The organism is Rufibacter glacialis (assembly GCF_008271745.1).
GTDB classification, from domain to species: Bacteria; Bacteroidota; Bacteroidia; order Cytophagales; family Hymenobacteraceae; genus Nibribacter; species Nibribacter glacialis.
Genome location: NZ_VKKZ01000019.1, coordinates 578066 through 596117 on the forward strand (window position 1 = coordinate 578066; position 18052 = coordinate 596117).

18 protein-coding genes are annotated in these 18052 nt (G+C 53.5%); 7 read left to right on the forward strand and 11 right to left on the reverse strand.

Annotated features, from left to right (window positions below):
* Positions 1-31: 31 nt before the first annotated feature.
* A complete protein-coding gene (gene yihA, locus FOE74_RS07050; RefSeq protein WP_149097885.1) occupies positions 32-640 on the reverse strand; it encodes a ribosome biogenesis GTP-binding protein YihA/YsxC in 609 nt (202 codons plus the stop codon).
* Positions 641-1025: 385 nt separating this feature from the next.
* Here yihA and FOE74_RS07055 point away from each other — a divergent pair, with 385 nt between their 5' ends.
* From FOE74_RS07055 to FOE74_RS07075, 5 genes are all read left to right on the forward strand, one after another.
* Complete coding sequence (locus FOE74_RS07055; protein ID WP_149097886.1) at positions 1026-2969, forward strand: OmpA family protein; 1944 nt, start codon at positions 1026-1028, stop codon at positions 2967-2969.
* 150 nt (positions 2970-3119) lie between these two features.
* Positions 3120-3842, forward strand: a complete 723-nt coding sequence (ubiE, locus tag FOE74_RS07060) for a bifunctional demethylmenaquinone methyltransferase/2-methoxy-6-polyprenyl-1,4-benzoquinol methylase UbiE (protein WP_149097887.1) — start codon at positions 3120-3122, stop codon at positions 3840-3842.
* Positions 3791-4549, forward strand: a complete 759-nt coding sequence (porT, locus tag FOE74_RS07065) for a type IX secretion/gliding motility protein PorT/SprT (protein WP_149097888.1) — start codon at positions 3791-3793, stop codon at positions 4547-4549. Before ubiE ends, porT begins: the two co-directional genes overlap by 52 nt.
* A 7-nt stretch (positions 4550-4556) precedes the next feature.
* Positions 4557-5312 carry an SDR family NAD(P)-dependent oxidoreductase gene (locus tag FOE74_RS07070; protein WP_149097889.1) on the forward strand — a complete coding sequence of 252 codons (756 nt, stop codon included), beginning with the start codon at positions 4557-4559 and terminating at the stop codon, positions 5310-5312.
* Between the two features lie 136 nt (positions 5313-5448).
* Complete coding sequence (locus tag FOE74_RS07075; RefSeq protein ID WP_149097890.1) at positions 5449-5841, forward strand: VOC family protein; 393 nt, start codon at positions 5449-5451, stop codon at positions 5839-5841.
* A 252-nt stretch (positions 5842-6093) separates the two neighbouring features.
* On the opposite strand, the gene FOE74_RS07080 is transcribed toward FOE74_RS07075, so the two are convergent.
* Positions 6094-6750, reverse strand: coding sequence for an alpha/beta hydrolase (locus tag FOE74_RS07080; RefSeq protein ID WP_149097891.1), 657 nt, complete (start codon positions 6748-6750; stop codon positions 6094-6096).
* Position 6751: 1 nt separating this feature from the next.
* Positions 6752-7237 (reverse strand): cytidine deaminase, encoded by a 486-nt coding sequence (gene cdd, locus FOE74_RS07085; RefSeq protein WP_149097892.1) that lies wholly within the window; start codon positions 7235-7237, stop codon positions 6752-6754.
* 131 nt (positions 7238-7368) lie between these two features.
* Here cdd and FOE74_RS07090 point away from each other — a divergent pair, with 131 nt between their 5' ends.
* Positions 7369-8742, forward strand: a complete 1374-nt coding sequence (locus tag FOE74_RS07090) for a saccharopine dehydrogenase family protein (protein WP_149097893.1) — start codon at positions 7369-7371, stop codon at positions 8740-8742.
* 91 nt (positions 8743-8833) lie between these two features.
* Here the strand turns inward: FOE74_RS07090 and FOE74_RS07095 are convergent, their stop codons facing one another.
* The 6 genes from FOE74_RS07095 to FOE74_RS07120 all read right to left on the reverse strand — a co-directional run bounded on the left by FOE74_RS07095 (position 8834) and on the right by FOE74_RS07120 (position 13967).
* Positions 8834-9547, reverse strand: a complete 714-nt coding sequence (locus FOE74_RS07095; RefSeq protein WP_225840714.1) for a tRNA1(Val) (adenine(37)-N6)-methyltransferase — start codon at positions 9545-9547, stop codon at positions 8834-8836.
* 220 nt (positions 9548-9767) lie between these two features.
* Positions 9768-10229, reverse strand: coding sequence for a ribonuclease HI (rnhA, locus tag FOE74_RS07100; protein WP_149097894.1), 462 nt, complete (start codon positions 10227-10229; stop codon positions 9768-9770).
* Between the two features lie 344 nt (positions 10230-10573).
* Positions 10574-11398: a carboxypeptidase-like regulatory domain-containing protein gene (locus tag FOE74_RS07105; protein ID WP_188686475.1), complete on the reverse strand. Its 825-nt coding sequence runs from the start codon at positions 11396-11398 to the stop codon at positions 10574-10576.
* A gap of 266 nt (positions 11399-11664) precedes the next feature.
* Positions 11665-12237: a MarC family protein gene (locus FOE74_RS07110; protein ID WP_149097896.1), complete on the reverse strand. Its 573-nt coding sequence runs from the start codon at positions 12235-12237 to the stop codon at positions 11665-11667.
* 43 nt (positions 12238-12280) lie between these two features.
* Positions 12281-13342 carry an aminotransferase class V-fold PLP-dependent enzyme gene (locus FOE74_RS07115; protein ID WP_149097897.1) on the reverse strand — a complete coding sequence of 354 codons (1062 nt, stop codon included), beginning with the start codon at positions 13340-13342 and terminating at the stop codon, positions 12281-12283.
* A 166-nt stretch (positions 13343-13508) separates the two neighbouring features.
* Entirely contained in the window at positions 13509-13967 is a 459-nt protein-coding gene (locus FOE74_RS07120; protein ID WP_149097898.1) for a type II 3-dehydroquinate dehydratase, read from the reverse strand.
* A 149-nt stretch (positions 13968-14116) separates the two neighbouring features.
* Here FOE74_RS07120 and xerD point away from each other — a divergent pair, with 149 nt between their 5' ends.
* Positions 14117-15016, forward strand: a complete 900-nt coding sequence (gene xerD / locus FOE74_RS07125; protein WP_149097899.1) for a site-specific tyrosine recombinase XerD — start codon at positions 14117-14119, stop codon at positions 15014-15016.
* A 234-nt stretch (positions 15017-15250) separates the two neighbouring features.
* Here the strand turns inward: xerD and meaB are convergent, their stop codons facing one another.
* A complete protein-coding gene (gene meaB / locus FOE74_RS07130; RefSeq protein ID WP_149097900.1) occupies positions 15251-16234 on the reverse strand; it encodes a methylmalonyl Co-A mutase-associated GTPase MeaB in 984 nt (327 codons plus the stop codon).
* Between the two features lie 500 nt (positions 16235-16734).
* Positions 16735-17916, reverse strand: coding sequence for a YncE family protein (locus FOE74_RS07135; protein WP_225840715.1), 1182 nt, complete (start codon positions 17914-17916; stop codon positions 16735-16737).
* Between the last annotated feature and the right edge of the window lie 136 nt (positions 17917-18052).

An 18052-nucleotide genomic window follows, 5' to 3' on the forward strand; every position in this document is an offset into this window, starting at 1 on the left:
TAAAGTTTGGCTGGTAAAGGATGAACAATGCTTACTGCTCCTCCTGGTACCGCTGGTTCACGCTGGCTATGAAATTAAGGATCTCTTCCCGGCCTTCTTTAGAGGTAGAGGAGCTTTTCATGTACATAGGCAACTCTTCCCAGGTTTCCTGGAGGGTTTTCATGAAGACTGCAATGTTAGCATCAGTTTTCGTGCCAGATTGTTTGTCGGTCTTCGTGAAGATAAGCACAAAAGGCACCCCCATGGTTCCCAGCAGCTCTATAAACTCCAGGTCTGTTTTCTGCGGGGGTAGCCGGGAATCAACCAGAACAAAGACACAGGCGAGATTGGTGCGGTTTTTCAGGTAGAACTGCACCATTTTGCGCCACTGCTCCCGCGAGTCTTTGCTCACCTTGGCCCAGCCATACCCCGGTAAGTCTACCAGGTACCACTCGCCATTGATGAGGAAGTGGTTGATGAGCTGGGTCTTGCCCGGGAAAGAGGAGGTTTTGGCCAGTTTGAGGTGGTTGGTGAGCATGTTGATGAGCGAGGATTTGCCCACGTTTGACCTGCCAATAAACGCATATTCCGGCAGTTGGGTCTGCGGGCACAAATCAGCGCGGGTATTGCTGGTAACGAACTTTGCTTCTTTGATGACCATAATTACTGCATACGTTTATTAATAATTGCAAAGGTACCAAATAAACGGCGAACCCTGTCCATATCTCGGAATACGCAAATTCTGCGTGATAATCTGTTGGTTTAAGTAACCATTTAACACAATTCTGAGTATCGTAGCGCAGGCACCCAAAGCGGATATGATGACCAGATAAGATAGTTTTTCTATATTGCAGCACTTTACCAATAATACAGTTGCAATAAATTTTTGTTAGGAAAGATGTATCTAAAGATTTTTAAATATTATTGTGAAGTTCTTTGACTGCTCTCTGTTAGATGAGGAAACCTTTTTTTGAAGGTACTTATCTGTCTATCATCAATGCTTACCCGTCTATATTAAGTAGCTACTATACCTTAACCTTTACACTATGGATCACTTAGACAAGCGATTGTTTAGAACATCATTCTTGCTTCTCACCCTCTTTCTCATGGCTTCTTCGGCCATGGCGCAAAGCACGCGCAAGCTTATCCGGAGCGGAGATAAATTCTTTAACCAGGCTAATTTCCGGGCGGCGCTTCCTTTCTATGAGCGGGCATTAGAGCGTGATCCAGACAATGCCAAGGCCATGTACCGGGCAGGTATCAGCTATATTGCCTTTGACAAAGAGAAAGCCAGCGAGTATGTCTACAAAGCCTACCGCATCAAGCCCAAAGTAGGTGATGATGTACTTTATTGGTTAGGCCGGGTAGACCTGGTGAACTATGAGTTTGACAACGCTATCAAGAACGCCCAAGCCTATCAGGCTACCTTGGGCAAGCGGGATGATGACGGCAAAGAGCAGGCGGCCCTGTTGTTACAGCATGCCCGTAACGCCAAGAAAGAGGTAGCCAACCCCAAAGACATCTTCGTGAAGAACCTGGGTCCTACCGTGAACACCCCTTACTCTGAGCACAGCCCGGTGATCTCTTCAGATGACAACTACCTGTTGTTTACTTCGCGCAGCGCCGGTGTTACCGGGGGCAAAGAAGCCGAAGATGGTGAGTATTTTGAAGACATCTTTGAGACCCGCCGTTTAGGTGTTGATTCTTGGGAAACCCCTAAATCATTGAGCGCCCGTTTGAACGGTACCGGTCATGATGCCTCTATCCAGTTGTTTGACAATGACAGCAAATTGCTGATGTACCGCCAAGACGAAGGGGGTGACATTTTCATGACCACCCGTGACGGTGGTGACTGGGGCCAGCCGCAGAAACTGAACCGCAACATCAACTCCAAAGGATTTGAAAGCGATGCCTTCATCACAAGAGATGGCAGCACCCTTTATTTCTCTACAAGCCAATTCTCGCAGAACGGTGACCTGGATATCTACTACTCTAAGCGCCAGCCTAACGGCGAGTGGGGTGCCCCTAAGAACTTCGGAAGTGGCGTGAACACCCCGTTTGACGAGGATAGCCCGTACTTCACCCCAGATGGTTTGACCATGTACTTCAGCTCACGTGGCCACAACACCATGGGCGGCTATGACATCTTCACCATGAAGTTTGACACCGTGGCCCGCCGCTGGAGCAGACCTGAGAACATGGGCTACCCTGTGAACACGCCAGATGATGATACCTACTACCGCTTGAGCCCAGATGGTTCTTACGCGTACCTTTCTTCTTACCGCATGGGCGGATACGGTGAAAAAGACATCTACACCATCAACTACATCCGGAACGCCTCAGTGAGAGGCCACGTGTACAGCCTGCGTGACTCTACCATCATCCCTGGGGTGGAATTAGTGTTCTCTGGTAAAACCGCCAACAACACGCCTCTGGAGTACCGTGACGTAACCAAGCCGGATTCTGGCAACTACCAGGTGTCTGTGCTTTCTGCGCGCCCTTACCAGGTTACCCTGTCTAAAGACGGAAAGACCCTGGCCACCGAGCAGTATGAAGTGCCTATGTCATTGAACGACACCACCGTGTTTGAGAAGGACTTTTACATTGCCTTTGAAGATACCTCTGGCGTGGGTGTGGGCGCTTTCGCCTTCAAACGCATCTACTATGACACGGACAAGTACAACCTGCGTCCGGAGTCTATCTCTGAGCTGGACAACATTGTGCGGGTGATGAAAGCCAACCCAAGCCTGCGTCTTTCCATTGATGGCCACACTGACTCACGCGCCTCAGATGCCTACAACGTAACGCTGGGCGAGAACCGTGCCATGGCTGCGTACAACTACCTGTTGCAGCAGGGCATCCCAAGCAACCGCATGATCACGGTTTCTTACGGTGAGCGCCGTCCGGCCGCACCAAATGATACTCCTGAGAACATGCAGTTGAACCGCCGCACTGAGTTCAACGTGATCAAGAGCGTAGAGCAGCAATAGTATTTCTGGGCTGTTTTCCAGAAATCTATCTTCAAAGAGCCCCGGCCAAACGGTCGGGGCTCTTTGATTTATGAGGGGTGCCGGTACAACATAATGCGGGAATTCTAGTTAAAGCATAGTAGCTTTGCCCTCTATAACCATACCTAGTACATGTCAGTAGTACCTTATAAAGACCAGGAGGAAGGGAAGAAAAAGCAGGTGGCGCAAATGTTCAACAGCATTGCCAAGCGCTATGATTTTCTAAACCATTTCCTTAGCGCGGGAGTAGACATCTACTGGCGCAAAAGAGCGGTGAAACTGCTAAAGCGCGTAAAGCCCCAACTGGTGCTGGACATTGCCACTGGTACCGGAGATTTTGCCCTGGAAACACTGCAGCTCAAGCCCAAGCAGATCATAGGCATTGACATCTCAGAGGGCATGCTGCAGGTAGGCCGCGAGAAAATCAACAAAAGGGGATTGAGCCATCTGGTGCAGCTGCAGTTAGGTGATTCAGAGAATATCCAGTTCCCAGACAATCATTTTGATGCCATCACCGTTGCTTTTGGGGTACGTAACTTTGAGAACCTGGAGAAGGGCCTCGCGGAGATGTACCGGGTGTTGAAGCCGGGCGGCATGGCGGTGATTCTGGAGTTCTCCAAGCCCCAGCGCTTCCCCATGAAACAGGGTTATAATTTTTACTTCAAACATATATTGCCGGTTTTCGGGAAAATGATCTCAAAAGACAATGCCGCCTATACGTACCTGCCAGAGTCTGTGCAGGCGTTCCCAGACGGAAATGATTTTTTGGCTATTTTCAAGAGAATCGGGTTTAAAAACACAGAATGGCACTCACTTACCTTCGGCATCAGCTCCATTTACAGCGGTACAAAATAATAGGCTTTTTTCTTCTGGTGTTGCTGGTGGGCAACCGGCCAGCGCAGGCCCAGGGAAAACTCAAAAGCGAGAACCTTCCGGGCTATGAGTACAAACGCCTGCGCTGGGGATTCTCTCTGGGCGTGAACACCTCCTGGTACCAGTTAGAGCACTCAGACCGGTATGTAGCCGAGATCAAACAGAATGACTCACTATCTGTGAATGACAAGACTGGGATCGGGTTCAACGTGAACTTTATCACCACCTACCGCCTTTCGCCAAACCTGGTGTTGCGGGCCCAGCCGGGCGTGGGCTACCACAGCCGCGCCATAGAGTACAAAGGAGTAGCGGCTGAGCCAGAGAATAACATTGCCGCCGGCGACCATCTGCAGGAGGTGAACACGTTCTCAGGGGAACTCCCGCTGTTGGTGAAGTATGAGTCAAAACGCCGCAAGAACACCCAGATGTACTTTGTAGCCGGCGTGAAACCTTCTTTGGTAGTAGGAGGGCAGAAGAAGGGCAATGAATACCTGCAATTGAAAACCATGGATTTTGCCATTGAGTATGGGGTAGGCTTAGACATGTTCTATCCTTTCTTCAAGTTCGCGCCGGAGATCAGGTATTCGCGGGGCATCGGGAACCTGCACAAGCCAGCCAACAGCATCTTCAACAACAGCATCCAGCAGCTGAACACCAACACGGTCACGCTTTATCTCAATTTTGAATAATTCCCCTATGACAACGCAGAAGATTGCCCTGGTAACCGGTGCCACCTCTGGCATTGGCAGAGCCACCGCTGTCTCCCTGGCCCAACAGGGCTTTAAGATTATTGCCACCGGCCGGCGCACCCAGCGGTTGCAGGAGCTCAGCCAGCAACTTGGCCAGGAGAACGTGTACCCGCTGGAGTTTGACGTGCGAGACAAGGAAGCGGTGCAGACCGCTATTGCCGGTTTGCCCCCAGAATGGCGGTCAGTGGATGTGCTGGTCAACAACGCCGGGAATGCCCATGGCCTGTCTAACATTCAGAGCGGTGACCTGGACGATTGGGAAGCCATGCTGGACATCAACGTGAAAGGTTTGCTGTACGTGACCAAGGCCGTGCTACCCATTATGATTGAGCGGAAGTCTGGGCACATCATCAACATTGGCTCTATTGCGGGCAAGGAAGTGTACGCCAACGGCAATGTGTACTGCGCGAGCAAATTCGCGGTAGACGCCCTGTCAAAGGCCATGCGCATTGACCTGATTCACGAAGGCCTGAAGGTGTCTGAGGTAAACCCCGGGGCGGTAGAAACCGAGTTCTCTGAAGTGCGTTTCAAAGGCGATACCCAACGGGCCGCTACCGTGTACCAAGGGTTTGAAGCCTTGCAGGCCGAAGACATCGCTGACCTGATCTCTTTCATGGTGACCCGGCCCAAGCATGTGAACCTGGCAGAAGTGCTTATTCTCCCCGCGGCCCAGGCCAGCGCTACCATCATCAACAAGCAGTAACCGGATCTATTTTACAGTAAGGCCCGCTCGTTCTTAAACGGGTGGGCCTTGCCGTTCCTGGGCAGTTTTGGCAGAAGTAGGCTCAAAAGGGCAAATCTTTCTTTTGCGCGGTTCGTTGCAGGAGAAAAGACTAGCTATGGAATTTACCAAGATAAAGGAAACTTGTCTGTACGTTCAGGACCTTGAGCGCACCACTACTTTCTATGCGCAGGTGCTAGGCTTGCCAGTGATTGGCGAGGTAGCCGGTAGGCACGTGTTTTTCAGGGTGGGAAGTTCTGTGTTATTGTGTTTCAATGCCCAGAAAACGAGCAGCAGCAAAGACCTGCCACCGCATTTTGGGGAAGGGCAACTGCATCTGGCCTTCGAATGTGAAGCCGCGCAGTACCAGGGCTGGAAAGAAAAGCTACAGCAAGCCAATATTCCCATTGAGCACGAGCAGAGGTGGCCCCACGACCGCAAATCTTGCTACTTCCGGGACCCGGACCAGCACTTGCTGGAGATTGTAGTGCCAGGAATCTGGGAGAAGTAAACGGATTGGTTTTCCCACCCTTTTTATCAAAAGCTGGGAATACCCCAGTCTTGCCTTTTCCACCTGCATTCTCCCTGCTTCACTTCCTGCTTACTCCCAATTTTATCTTCCTGGAAGGATCTTGTGGGCGAAGGGTAAAAGCAACTTCTCAACCGGAACTACCGCTTGCTACTGAGATCCTTTCAGGAAAACAGAGGGGGGAGGTTTTTACCGCCTTTTCCAGAAAACGGGGTTTAAACAATGGGTGGTGATCTAGTCTCCCTGCCGTTGCTTCAACTCTTGCAAAACTGCCTGGTCAAGTTCGTGTTTTCCGGCAAAGGTGCGCACTTCAGGCTGCAGCCCCAATTCCCGTACCCGGGCCAATTGGACTTGCACCCGGTCTTCGGCTACAAACGGGTCTTGGGTGCCATACACGTAGGTAAGCCGGGCTTGGGTAAGGGTAGGACTGGCTGAGGCCATTTCCATATCCTCGGGGAACACGCCCGCCCACAGTACCAGGTCTTTGACCAGGTCTTCTGCCTGCGCCAACCATCGGCACGCCGTGGCCGCACCCTGCGAAAAGCCGAGTACGTGCAAGACTGCCTGGGGCGCTTCCTGCAGGGCCATTTCCCGCACCTGATTTAAGTAAGTAACGTAATCTGTGATCTCATGCAGCCGTTCCTCTTTGGTCATCCAGGTGGCGCCAACGCGGCCTGAGAACCCTTCCAGATAAAAGCGGGAGAGACCCTCCGGGGCAATGAAGGCAGTTTGCGCGTCTGCCAGGGGCTCGAAGTGCCGGATAAAGTACCGTGCTAACTGGCCATAGCCGTGCAGTACCACCCACAGGTGCCGGGTTTCCGCCGACAAGGCGCCCGCCTGATGGAGGTGGGCCGTGCGGGGTACGGTAATGGTTCGGTGAAGTGCCGCCAAGCTAGAGCTGGTCTTTGGTGAACATGAAGGGCAGCAGATCCTCAATAGATTTCATGCGCATCACTTTTCCGTCCTCGGCCTGCATGAGCAGCTTGATAGGTGCCTGTTGCCGGCTCTGGTATTCCGCTATCACTTGGCGGCAGGCCCCGCAGGGGCAGGCTTTCAGGAAATGTTCCTCATGCCGGCGGCGCACGGTGACGGCCATCATCTCTATCTGTTTGTCTGGGTGGTTAGAACCTACGCCAAACAGCAAGGTGCGCTCTGCACAGAGACCCGAGGGGTAGGCTGCGTTTTCCTGGTTGGTGCCTTGGTGGGTACTGCCATCAGAAAGAAGCAAAGCGGCGCCTACCATGAAATTGGAATAGGGGGCGTACGCGTTGTTGGTGGCTTGTTGGGCAAGAACGAAGACCTGCCGTTCCTGAGGGGTTAATTCTTCAATGGAAGACACTACCTCATAGGTAATGCTGAGTTGTACTTGTTCTGTCATAGGGTGCGTTCTCCGCACACGGTCGTACGGGAGCCAAAGTTAACAAGTAGCCCCGAAATTGCAAGAACCGGTTGCCCATACAAGATAAAATGCCCATTTTAAGGCGCCAAACAACTCCTGTTTTCCTTGCCATGAACAAGATCCTGCTCCTGGGCGCCGGTCGCTCCGCCTCCGTTCTCCTTGATTACCTTCTAGTAAACGCAAGTACTTTTAACTGGCAAGTGGCCGTGGGCGATGTGCGGGTAGACCACCTGGCCCGGCAGGTCCAGCAAAATCCCCAGCTAAGAGCCTTTGTGTTTGATGTGCAGGACGAGGCGCAGCGCAGGGAAGAGATCGGTCGGGCCGAGGTGGTGATCTCCATGCTGCCCGCCCTGTTTCACCCGCTGGTAGCGCAGACCTGCCTGGATTTGGAAAAGCACTTGGTCACCGCTTCGTACGTGCCGCCCCAGATCAAAGCCATGCACGCCCAGGCCGAAGCCAAAGGCCTCACCTTTCTCATGGAATGCGGGCTGGACCCCGGCATTGACCACCTCTCGGCCATGCGGCTCATTCACCAGATACAAGGGCAGGGCGGCACCATTACCTCCTTCAAATCCTTTACCGGCGGCCTCATGGCCCCTGAGTCTGACAACAACCCCTGGCACTATAAATTTACCTGGAACCCGCGCAATGTGATTTTGGCCGGGCAAGGTACGGCCCGCTACAAGCAAGACGGCAGCTACAAATACATCCCTTACCCCGTGCTGTTCAGGCGCACGGAGACCTTTCTGGTAGAGGGGTTCGGGTACTTTGACGGCTATGCCAACCGCGACTCCCTGGGCTACCTGGAGCCCTACGGCCTGGAAGGCATTCAAACCATGCTGCGCGGCACCCTGCGCCGGCCTGGTTACTGCCAGGCCTGGCAAGTGCTGGTGCACCTGGGCCTCACTGACGATTCTTATTCTCTGGCAGACTCTTCGCACCTGACCTACGGCGATCTGGTGAGAAGTTTCTTGCCCCCGAGCCCGGAAAGCCATCTGCCGCTCAAAGAACAGGTAGCTGCCTACCTAAGAATTGCCCCTGAGGTCGAAGAACTGCAGCTTGTGGAATGGACGGGTCTTTTTGACGAGGTACCTATTGATCTGGAGAATGCTACTCCGGCCCAGGCCCTGGAGAAACTGCTGGTGCAGAAATGGAAGCTGGAGCCCGGTGATAAAGATATGATTGTGATGCTGCACGAGTTGGAGTACGAACAGGAGGGCGACAAAAGAAAATGCACTTCTTCTCTGGTGGTGCTGGGCGAGGACGAGGTGCAGACGGCCATGGCCAAAACGGTGGGCCTGCCCCTGGGCATCGCGACCAAGCTCCTGCTGCAAGGGAAGCTGCAAGCAAAGGGCGTCGTAGTGCCGCTGCAACCCGATCTTTATCTTCCCATCCTGGCGGAACTGGAACAGTACGGCATCCGGTTCACGGAGCGGGAAGAGCAGACCAGCGATTTTGGGGTGATTTCAAGGAATCAGGCGTAAAATAGGAAGACAGGTTTAGGCCGTTTGCTCCCCATTAGGTAGACCATTGTCTCATGGGATTTACCTCCGTTTCCTGAAAAAAAGCCGGGAATCAGAAAATAAGGTAATACTCCCGGAGCAGTTCCTGGAAAGTCAAAGTATACTCCCCATCTTTTTCCCGCACGGCTAAAGTGCTGCTGGTAGTGGCGGAAGGCTGGCGGGTGTAGGTATGGATGGCGCGCAGCAGTTTGCCTTGCGGGGTAGCCTCTAACCAGAGAATCTGGCGGGTGTGGAAACCAGCCGCCTGGGCTTCCCGCTCAAAGACCCCGGCCTCGTGCGGCGGCAAGAGGATATGCAGTTTTCCCTCGGGAGCAAGATAACGCTGGGCAAAGGAAACCACCTCGGCAAAGGAGAGCGACCCGGTATGCTTGGCCTGGTTTTTTGCCCCGTCAGCTGATTTCAGGGAAGCCTGAAAAAAAGGCGGGTTGCTGATGATGACGTCAAAAGCCTGAGGCTGGGTAAGGGCAAACTCCTGCAACCCCATGGGGAACAACTTGACCCGGTTTGCCCATGGGCTGGCGGCCATGTTTTCCTGGGCCTGGGACGCGGCATTCGCGTCAATCTCCACCGCTTCCACCTGGGCCTGCGACGCCCGCTGCGCCACCATCAAACTCAACAAGCCCGTGCCCGCCCCAATGTCCAGAATCCTCCGGGCCCCCTGTACATCAGCGAAAGCCCCCAGCACGCAGGAGTCGGTACACACCTTCATGGCGCACCGGTCTTGCCTGATCAAAAACTGCTTAAACTGGAAATAGTCGTTGGCCACTTTTTAAATTTGGAGATGGGAAGATTTGAAGATGTGAAGATTTGAAGATGTGAAAATTTTAAAATGATGGAGTTTAATGATACGATTATTAAGTGCGTAAATTGGATTCGGCTTTTGTTATGTAGAAACTGCAGTTGCGCTCTTTCTTCCCATCTCCAAATCTCCACATCTTCAAATTCTCTCATCTCCACATCTCCTCATCTCCAAATCTTCAAAGTTGCTACCCTGCCGTTGGGTTAGCTTCAAAGCCTTTGTCGGGGGGGAGGTTGGGTTGGAGGGCGGCGGCGACGGCTAGTTGGTCACAGCGCTCGTTCTCGGCGTGGCCGGCGTGGCCGCGGACCCACACAAAGCGCACCTGGTGCTTGCGGTATACCTTCAGGAACCGTTGCCACAGGTCTGGGTTGGCCTTGCCTACAAAGCCTTTCTTCTCCCAGCCAAACACCCATTTCTTCTCCACCGAGTCAATCACATATTTGGAGTCTGAATAGACGGTGACCGGAATGCCGGGTTTGGTGATGGACTCCAGGGCCACGATCACGGCCAGAAGCTCCATGCGGTTGTTGGTGGTCTTCCGGAATCCTTCGCTTAATTCTTTCACGTGGGGGCCGTACCGCAGGATAACGCCGTAACCCCCAGGACCAGGATTGCCCCGGGAGGCGCCATCGGTAAATATCTCTATCAAAACGCGTGTGGTTAGTCTGGCGCAAAAATACCCAAACTTGCCTAGGAGTAGCGGGAAGGCCCCATATTATTTCTGGAGGAGGTACCCTGGCAAAGTGGAGGAACCGTTTTTAGCCTGTTTTCAGGGAAACATCCCTAAAAAAGAGTAGGCGGCAAAGTAGGTAGGGCAAGAACAGGGAGGAAGCTTCGGCGATGGCCGGGCTCTCTTGTTTTGGCTGCATTTTGGGAAAGTCAGCGGCAAAACAGAGGCAAATGCCTTAAAGGTTGCGGTGGGTTGATGCCCTTCAAGTCAGCTGTGATTTACCAAAGGGCCCAGAAGAGGGGCAGGGGAAAGGGCTTTGGGCTTTATTTCGCGAAGCTGATGGTGGCGTTGAAGCCCAAGCCTATGATGGGTACTTTCTGCCACACGTCCTGGCTGGCTTTCCTGAAATAAGAATCGCTGTTCATGAAACCACCGCTAAACAAGAGGCCGCCGTGGCCCAGGTCTTTGACCAGTTCCAGGGAAAGCAGCACGTCTGCCTCAAGGTAAATCTGGTGCTCCTGCATATCCAGGGAGATGCCGTTTACGACGTCTTTTTTAAGGGCGGTGAGGTAAATAGGCGCGCTTAAAAGGTTCTCTTCAGGACCATTCTTGCCCATTCTGTAGATATTGATGCGCAGGAAAAGAGTATCATACGCATTGTTGGCCAAATTGAAAGTGACCTTCTCCAGGAACGACGGGCGGTTGATAGACAGCACCGTGCCTATCTCGCTGCCCAAACCGTTGCTCTTGAACCCACCCATAATGCTCTTGGAATCCGTTTCATTGCCCACCACCTTCGTTTTGAATTTCTGGGGCCGAACTACCACTTCCCGCAAGGCCACGGCTTCTTCCTTGAGGTGGATCACTGCCTCGCGGCTGCCGAACTTCTGCTTGAACTCGCCCACCTTCCAGGTGACGGGCCGGTACCCGATGGCGGAGACCTGAAGGGTACGGGCATCCAGGGAATCTGGTAAGGAAAGGATAAAGGTGCCTTGTTCTGACGAGACGGTGCCTACGCCCTGGCCTATCACCCCAATGTTCACAAAGGGCACCGGGGCGTTTTTATGGTCTAATATTTTGCCCTGAAAGCGTTGCGCCTGGGCCAGGAAGGAGAAGGAAAGGAGCAGGAACAGGAAGGGCAGTTTCATGGGCGGCATTTCTTTTCTTCCAAGATGCAGAAATTTCACCGGCCGTTGCCTGCCTTTGGAAAAGAAGTGCCTTTTTTGTCCAGATCGAAGAACAGCCAAAACAGCCGCCAGATTTTTTCAGGTTTCCGGTGATTGGTTCCTTTATGGCGAAGAAGTATCTGGCGCCCTTTTTTGAAAAGGTTCTAGTAGAGCGTTTTAAATAAAGGCAGGGAAAAGAAAGGCTGCTGGTTTAAGGCTTATTTTATGAAAATTGGACCTACAACCGGCTAAAGGCTAACGTGCGTCTTGAAAAGCTTGATGGCAATGGCCAGCAGGATCACGCCAAACACCTTGCGCAGCACCTCGGTGCCGTTCTGACCCAGTTTGCGTTCCAGCCAGTTAGAGCTTTTGAGCACGATGTAGACAAACACCAGGTTGAGCAGAATGCCCACCAGCACATTGGGCAGGGCATAGGCCGCCCGCAAAGAAAGCAGAGTGGTCATGGTGCCGGCCCCCACAATCAGGGGGAAGGCCAGCGGCACAATGGAGCCGGTTTTCACCTCGGGGTTGGAATGGAACAGGTGAATGCCCAATACCATCTCCATGCCCATGAGAAAGATGATGAGGGCCCCCGCAATGGCAAAGGAAGCGAAATCAATCCCGAAGAGCTTCAGAATGCCGTCTCCCACAAACAGGAACACAATCATGAGCACGCCAGCCACCAGCGTGGCCTTTTCAGATTGGATGACCCCTTCGCGCTGGCGCAGCTGTATGATAATGGGAATTGACCCCAGAATATCAATGATGGCGAACAGAATCAGGCTAACGGAAACGATCTCTTTGAAGCTGAATTGGATCATGGGGCAGTGACAACACCATTAGGGTGCTGTTTCAGGCGCGAAATTAGTGATAATGGGCGGAAATGAAACCCCGCAGCACCTCATATTCCGCATCTGGCACGGCCGGGAAGTTGGCGATGCGGAAGGTGCATTTGGCCCAGGGGCCGTAGCCGTTCCCCAGCGTGATGCCCTGCGTGGCGGCCAGGCGTTTCGCCTCGGCTACCCAGCGGTCTGGTCCTTTGATGGCCAGCACCGTAAGGGCGCGTACCTCGGGGTTCTCTACCAGCAGCTGCATTTCCCTTAATTCTTCAAAGAACGTGTACAGGTCCTGGGCCCGCTGCGTGAGGTGCTGGTCAATGTTTTTGATGAGGGGCCGTTGCTCCAGTACTTTCTTGAGCAGGTACAGGTTGAGTACGTTGGGCGTGAAGGTGGTCTGGTAGTTGAGCATCTTCTCGTGCAGGAACACCAGGCTGTTGTAGTGCTTGCGGTCGTTGAGGCCCTTGGCCCGCTGAATGGTACGCGGCGAGCACACCAGCACCCCCATGCCAGAGGGCAACCCGAAGCATTTCTGCACCGAGGCAAACCAGATGTCTGCCCTGATGAACTTGAGGTTGCCTCCGGCCATGCTGGAGGTGGCATCAACGGCCAGCAAGGGGTCCTTGAACTGGTTCTGCAGTTTCAGGAGGGTGTTCATGCTCACCTGGGTCCCGTTAGAGGTCTCAGTCTGGGTTACGCAGATCAGGTCTGTGTCGTCTTCCACCGGCAGGTTGGGGGCGTCCAGCACGTCTTCCAGGCCAAAGGCCTGCCCGTAGCTGTCGGGCCGCAGGCGCTTGGCGTACTGGTACCACTTCTCCCCGAAGGCCCCGTTGTAGAGGTGCAGGCTTTTGTTTGGGGTCAGGCTCTGGGCCAGGATCTCCCAGCACTCGGTGGCCGAGGAGGTGAAGAAGATGTAGTAGTCCTGCGGAATGTTCAGTTTGGTGCGCAGCAGGCCTACCAGGTCCCGCATCATCTGCACAAAGCGCTCGCCGCGGTGCGGAATACTCAGCATCCCTTCATCATAGGCCATGGTCAGGTAATCCCGAACCTCGGGGTAGACTTGGGAGGGACCCGGATAGAAGTTAAGCATGGCAGAAGGGGAGTTGAGTGGAACGTAGCGTGAAATAAGGGGCAAAGGTAGTAGGTAAGTGGGGTGCCAGGAAAGCCCTTTCCTGCTTGTTTTCTGAAAATAATGCCAGAAAGAAGCCTGTACTGGGGCCCTGTTGCCATGGCTACACGTGCAAAACGAGCGGTGGTTACGCTTTGGTGTAAGTAAAACCAACCTTATTGGGCTTCTGCCGCTCAAAGTGTTGCAGGCCAAGCCGGTAACTTTCCAGCCCAAAACCGCTGATGCTGCCCACGCACCGGCCGCCAATATAAGTCACGTGCCGGGTGGCTTCACGGGCGAATACGTTGGAGATGTGGATCTCTATGACCGGGGTCTCAATGGCGGCAATGGCGTCTGCCAGGGCCAGGCTGGAATGGGTGTAAGCGCCCGCGTTGAACAGAATACCCTGGTAATGAAAGCCCACCTCATGCAGTTTGTCAATCAAGACACCTTCCACATTGGATTGGAAATATTCCAGTTCCAGGTCTGGGAAAGCCGGAATCAAGTCTTTCTCCAGGTAATCTTCAAAGGAACGCGACCCGTAGATGGACTTTTCACGGCGGCCCAGCAGGTTCAGGTTAGGCCCGTTCAGGATAAGGATTTTCATAGCGGTAGGGGTTTGGGCAGGCTTAAAAAAATGCCCGCAGGCTCATGGCCAAATGTACGGAATAACTACCTTTGGGTAACTATGTGCTTTTCTTCGGTTTGCAAAAACAGAGGAGAAAAACAGCGTTGGAATAATCACCTCCCTCCCCCATGAACTGGTCCATCAGCCTCACCCAATTTCAAGGATACCTCCAGTTGGAGAAATCCTTGTCCAGCCACTCTGTAGAGGCTTATCTACGGGATGTACGCAAACTGGTGCAGTACCTGGAAATCACCCACCAGAAAACCGGGCCCCTGGCCATTGAGGCCGCCCAGTTGCAGGGCTTTCTGGAATGGATCCATTCCCTGGGCATGACTGCCCATTCGCAGGCGCGCACCATTTCCGGCATACGGGCTTTCTACAAGTTCCTGATCATGGAAGACCTGCTGGACTCTGACCCCACAGAGACCCTGGAAAGCCCCAAACTGCAGCGCAAGCTCCCAGACACCCTCACCTATGACGAGATCGTGGCCCTTTTTGACGCCATTGACGTGAGCACCCCAGAGGGTACCCGCAACAAGGCCATGCTGGAAACCCTCTACAGCAGCGGATTGCGTGTGACGGAGCTGATTGAGTTGAAAATCACCAACCTGTATGAAGACTTGGGCTTTCTGCGCATTACGGGCAAAGGCAACAAAGAGCGCCTGGTACCCATTGGCCGCGACGCCCTCAAGTACATCAGGATTTACCTGGATGGTGTGCGGGCGCACCAGACCATCAAGAAAGGCCATGAGGATTTCGTGTTCCTGAACCGCCGGGGCGCCAGCCTGAGCCGGGTCATGGTCTTCAACATCATCAAAGATTTGGCCGCCAAAATCGGGCTTCAGAAAAACATCAGCCCGCACACCTTCCGGCACTCCTTCGCCACGCACCTTATTGAGGGCGGGGCAGACCTACGGGCGGTGCAGGAAATGTTGGGCCATGAATCCATCACCACCACCGAGATCTATACCCACCTGGACCGTGACTACCTGAAACAGGTCATCCAGGAATTTCACCCCAGAAGTTAAAAGTGGGGCACCCTTGTAGTTGCCTTTTTAGTAGAATAAATTAACCCAATATAAGGGCAACCACCAGGGATAGGCCCTACATCTGCAACCGTAGAGACCAGGCACTGCCTTGTCTCTAACCTATCTGCTGATCTACCAAATCTAGAAATACCTGTCTTTGTTGTTTTGCCGGAGGAGAAGACTTGCGCTCATTTTTGAGAAGCAAATGCAAAAACAAAGAATAAAAGCCCTCAATCAGGAAAGCAAGCCAAACAACTCCGCCGCCGCGGCGAAAGGTGATTTCTGTCCCTGTGTGACCTGTCCGGCTACTGTTTCCCACTGGGCTTGCACGGCCGGGTGCTGGTAGAATCGTTCCTCTAACTGTTGCCGGATGCTGTGCCGCAGCCAATGCAGGTTCTGCTCTTGGCGGCGCTGGTGGAAGTAGCCGTTCTGCTGCGTTAACTGCACGTATTCGGTCACAGAGTCCCAGATGTCGCCAAGCCCGGATTTCTCATACGCGGAACAGACCGTCACTTTAGGGCTCCATTTTGACGCACCCAATGGGAAAAGGTGTAAGGCGCTTTGGTACTCGGCTTGGGCACTGGTGGCTGGGGTTAGGTTGGGGCCGTCGGCTTTGGTGATGGCAATGGCATCGGCCATTTCCATGATGCCTTTTTTGATGCCCTGAAGTTCATCGCCGGCCCCGGCCAGCATCAGGAGCAGGAAGAAATCCACCATCTCGTGCACCGCCGTCTCCGACTGGCCCACACCTACGGTTTCCACGAAAATCACATCAAAGCCCGCGGCCTCGCAGAGTAAGATGCTTTCCCGGGTGCTGCGGGCTACGCCGCCCAGGGTTTTGCCCGCCGGTGAGGGACGGATATAGGCGTTTTGATGGATAGACAAGGTTTCCATGCGGGTCTTGTCGCCTAAGATGGAGCCGCCGGTGCGCTGGCTGGTAGGGTCAATGGCCAGCACCGCCAGTTTCTTGCCGTGCTGTTCCAGCAGGTAATTCCCAAATGCCTCAATAAACGTGCTCTTGCCCACGCCTGGCACGCCCGTGATGCCCACCCGCACTGATTTACCCACGTGCGGCAATACCTGTTCCATGACCGCATGGGCCAGGACTTGGTCAGAAGGAAGGGTACTTTCCACTAAAGTGATGGCGCGGCTCAGGAGTACCCGGTTCCCAGATAACACTCCGGCCGCGTACTCGTCAGGGGTCAATCGTTTCGGCACTCGTTTTGGGGCTGTTTTCAGAAAAGTACGCGAAAATCAGGAATTAGTCCCGGCTTCTGCCGAGGTTTCTGGAAAGTAGGCTCTTTTTGAGGAAAAGGTAAGGTGCAAACCCAAATTACAGAGCACGCATTCCGTCCCCCTTTGAAGGGGGTAGGGGGATGACGAGGCTGCTTGAACAACCGTATCCCCGCGGCTAAGCGCAAGGGCAACCATAAGAGATTGCCTCTACAAAAACTCTTGCAACGGCTTGAACTGCTAAAGTAGTCATACCCTTCCCCTCCAAAGGGGTAGGGCCGTTAAGTTCTACTTTGAAGGTTTAAACTGGGGTGAAGTTCCTTACCATTCTTGCAACTTCAGCTCATTTTAGGTCCAAGTTAGAAACTTGAACCAGCTATATTTTCAGAAATTATCGGCCCTGCTTCCAAAGGACAGAATGCGGGTTATTGCCTGAAGAGCATGCTCTGTGATATTCTTGTTTCAGGCGTAAAAAAGCAAACTTACTACTTTGGCGGAAGGGCCGAGGTGGTGGAAGGAGACAGGTTCTGAAAATAGAAACCGGGGAAGTTGGGCAGGCCGAGGGCGCTTTTCTGGGTACCCAGGTTGATGCCGCTATCTTTGTAGTCGCAGGCAGGGCCCAGGGCGTTGGGGTTCCGGATCACGCCTAGCCAGTTGCTGTTGTTGCGGGCCACATAGATGCGGCCGTCGGGGCCTAGCTGGAGGGCGCCAATCTTGCGGCTGATGCTTTTGGCTACCTGCTTGCCCGAGTGGATGATGGCGTCATTGGTACCCGCTGACAGATCAAACTGGAAGATACGGGCTTCGCCTCCGGCAATGCCGTTTTTACCGCCGTACAGTTTGGTGCCATCCGGCGAAAATTCTACCCCATAGGCTTCATCAAACTTACCTAGATCTACCGCCAGTGACAGTTTTCCGTTCTCGTTGTTGAACCCGAATACCTCAATCTTGTTCACGGTGGCCCAGGTGGCTACGGCCAGCTTATCGCCGGTAGGCGAGGCTTTCATGTAACCGATGGTGCCGCCGTTGTCACCGGCGTGGATGCTGCCCAGGTGGCTTTCCACGGGTTTGAAGGTGATGCCGTCGGCACTGATGAGGTAGGCGTAGAACGCCGAGCTGTTCCACCGGTGGGTGATAACCCAGTAATCGCGGCCGTTGCGGTGTTTGATGGCCGTCAGTTTCTCGGTGACGGGTGCAAAAATGAGGTTGTTTTTGGAGACTACTTCGCCCAGGCCCCCGTTGCGGCTTAAGTCAATGAGGTGGTACTGCAGGCCGTGGCTCTGGCCCTGGAAATCGGTGGTGAAAAGGTAATACAGGTGCTGCGAACCCGGCTTTGGTAAGATCACTGCCGATTGGGTAGAGGATTCATGGCCTTTGAGGGAATCGCCGCCGGCCATGATCTGCTTGTTGCGGTTCCAGACCTGCATGCCGTTGGTGTAAAACAGCAGGTTGCCCAAGGCGTCTGAGAGAACAGCGCAGCCTTCCTCACTGAACATATTCCCATCTTTGAGGGGCTGCGGGTTGGCCGGGTCTGCAAAGGACAAACCCGCGTTGTGCCCAAAGTACCAGGTGGTAGCTTCTTTCTGGGCCAATGCCATAAGGGAAAGAAGCCCCAGCGGAAGCAGAAGCAAAAATTTAAGCGTGTTCTTCATTGTCACGTAAGCCATTCAATTTGTAGAGAACATTTCAAAGATTGCGCCAAAAACCTGTTGTCGCTTGTTTTGCCCCGCTCAAGGAAGCAAGCTGCGTTTACGGAGAAAGCAAAGCCTTCAACGTGAGATTTTTACCAAGTGAGGCTCTCCT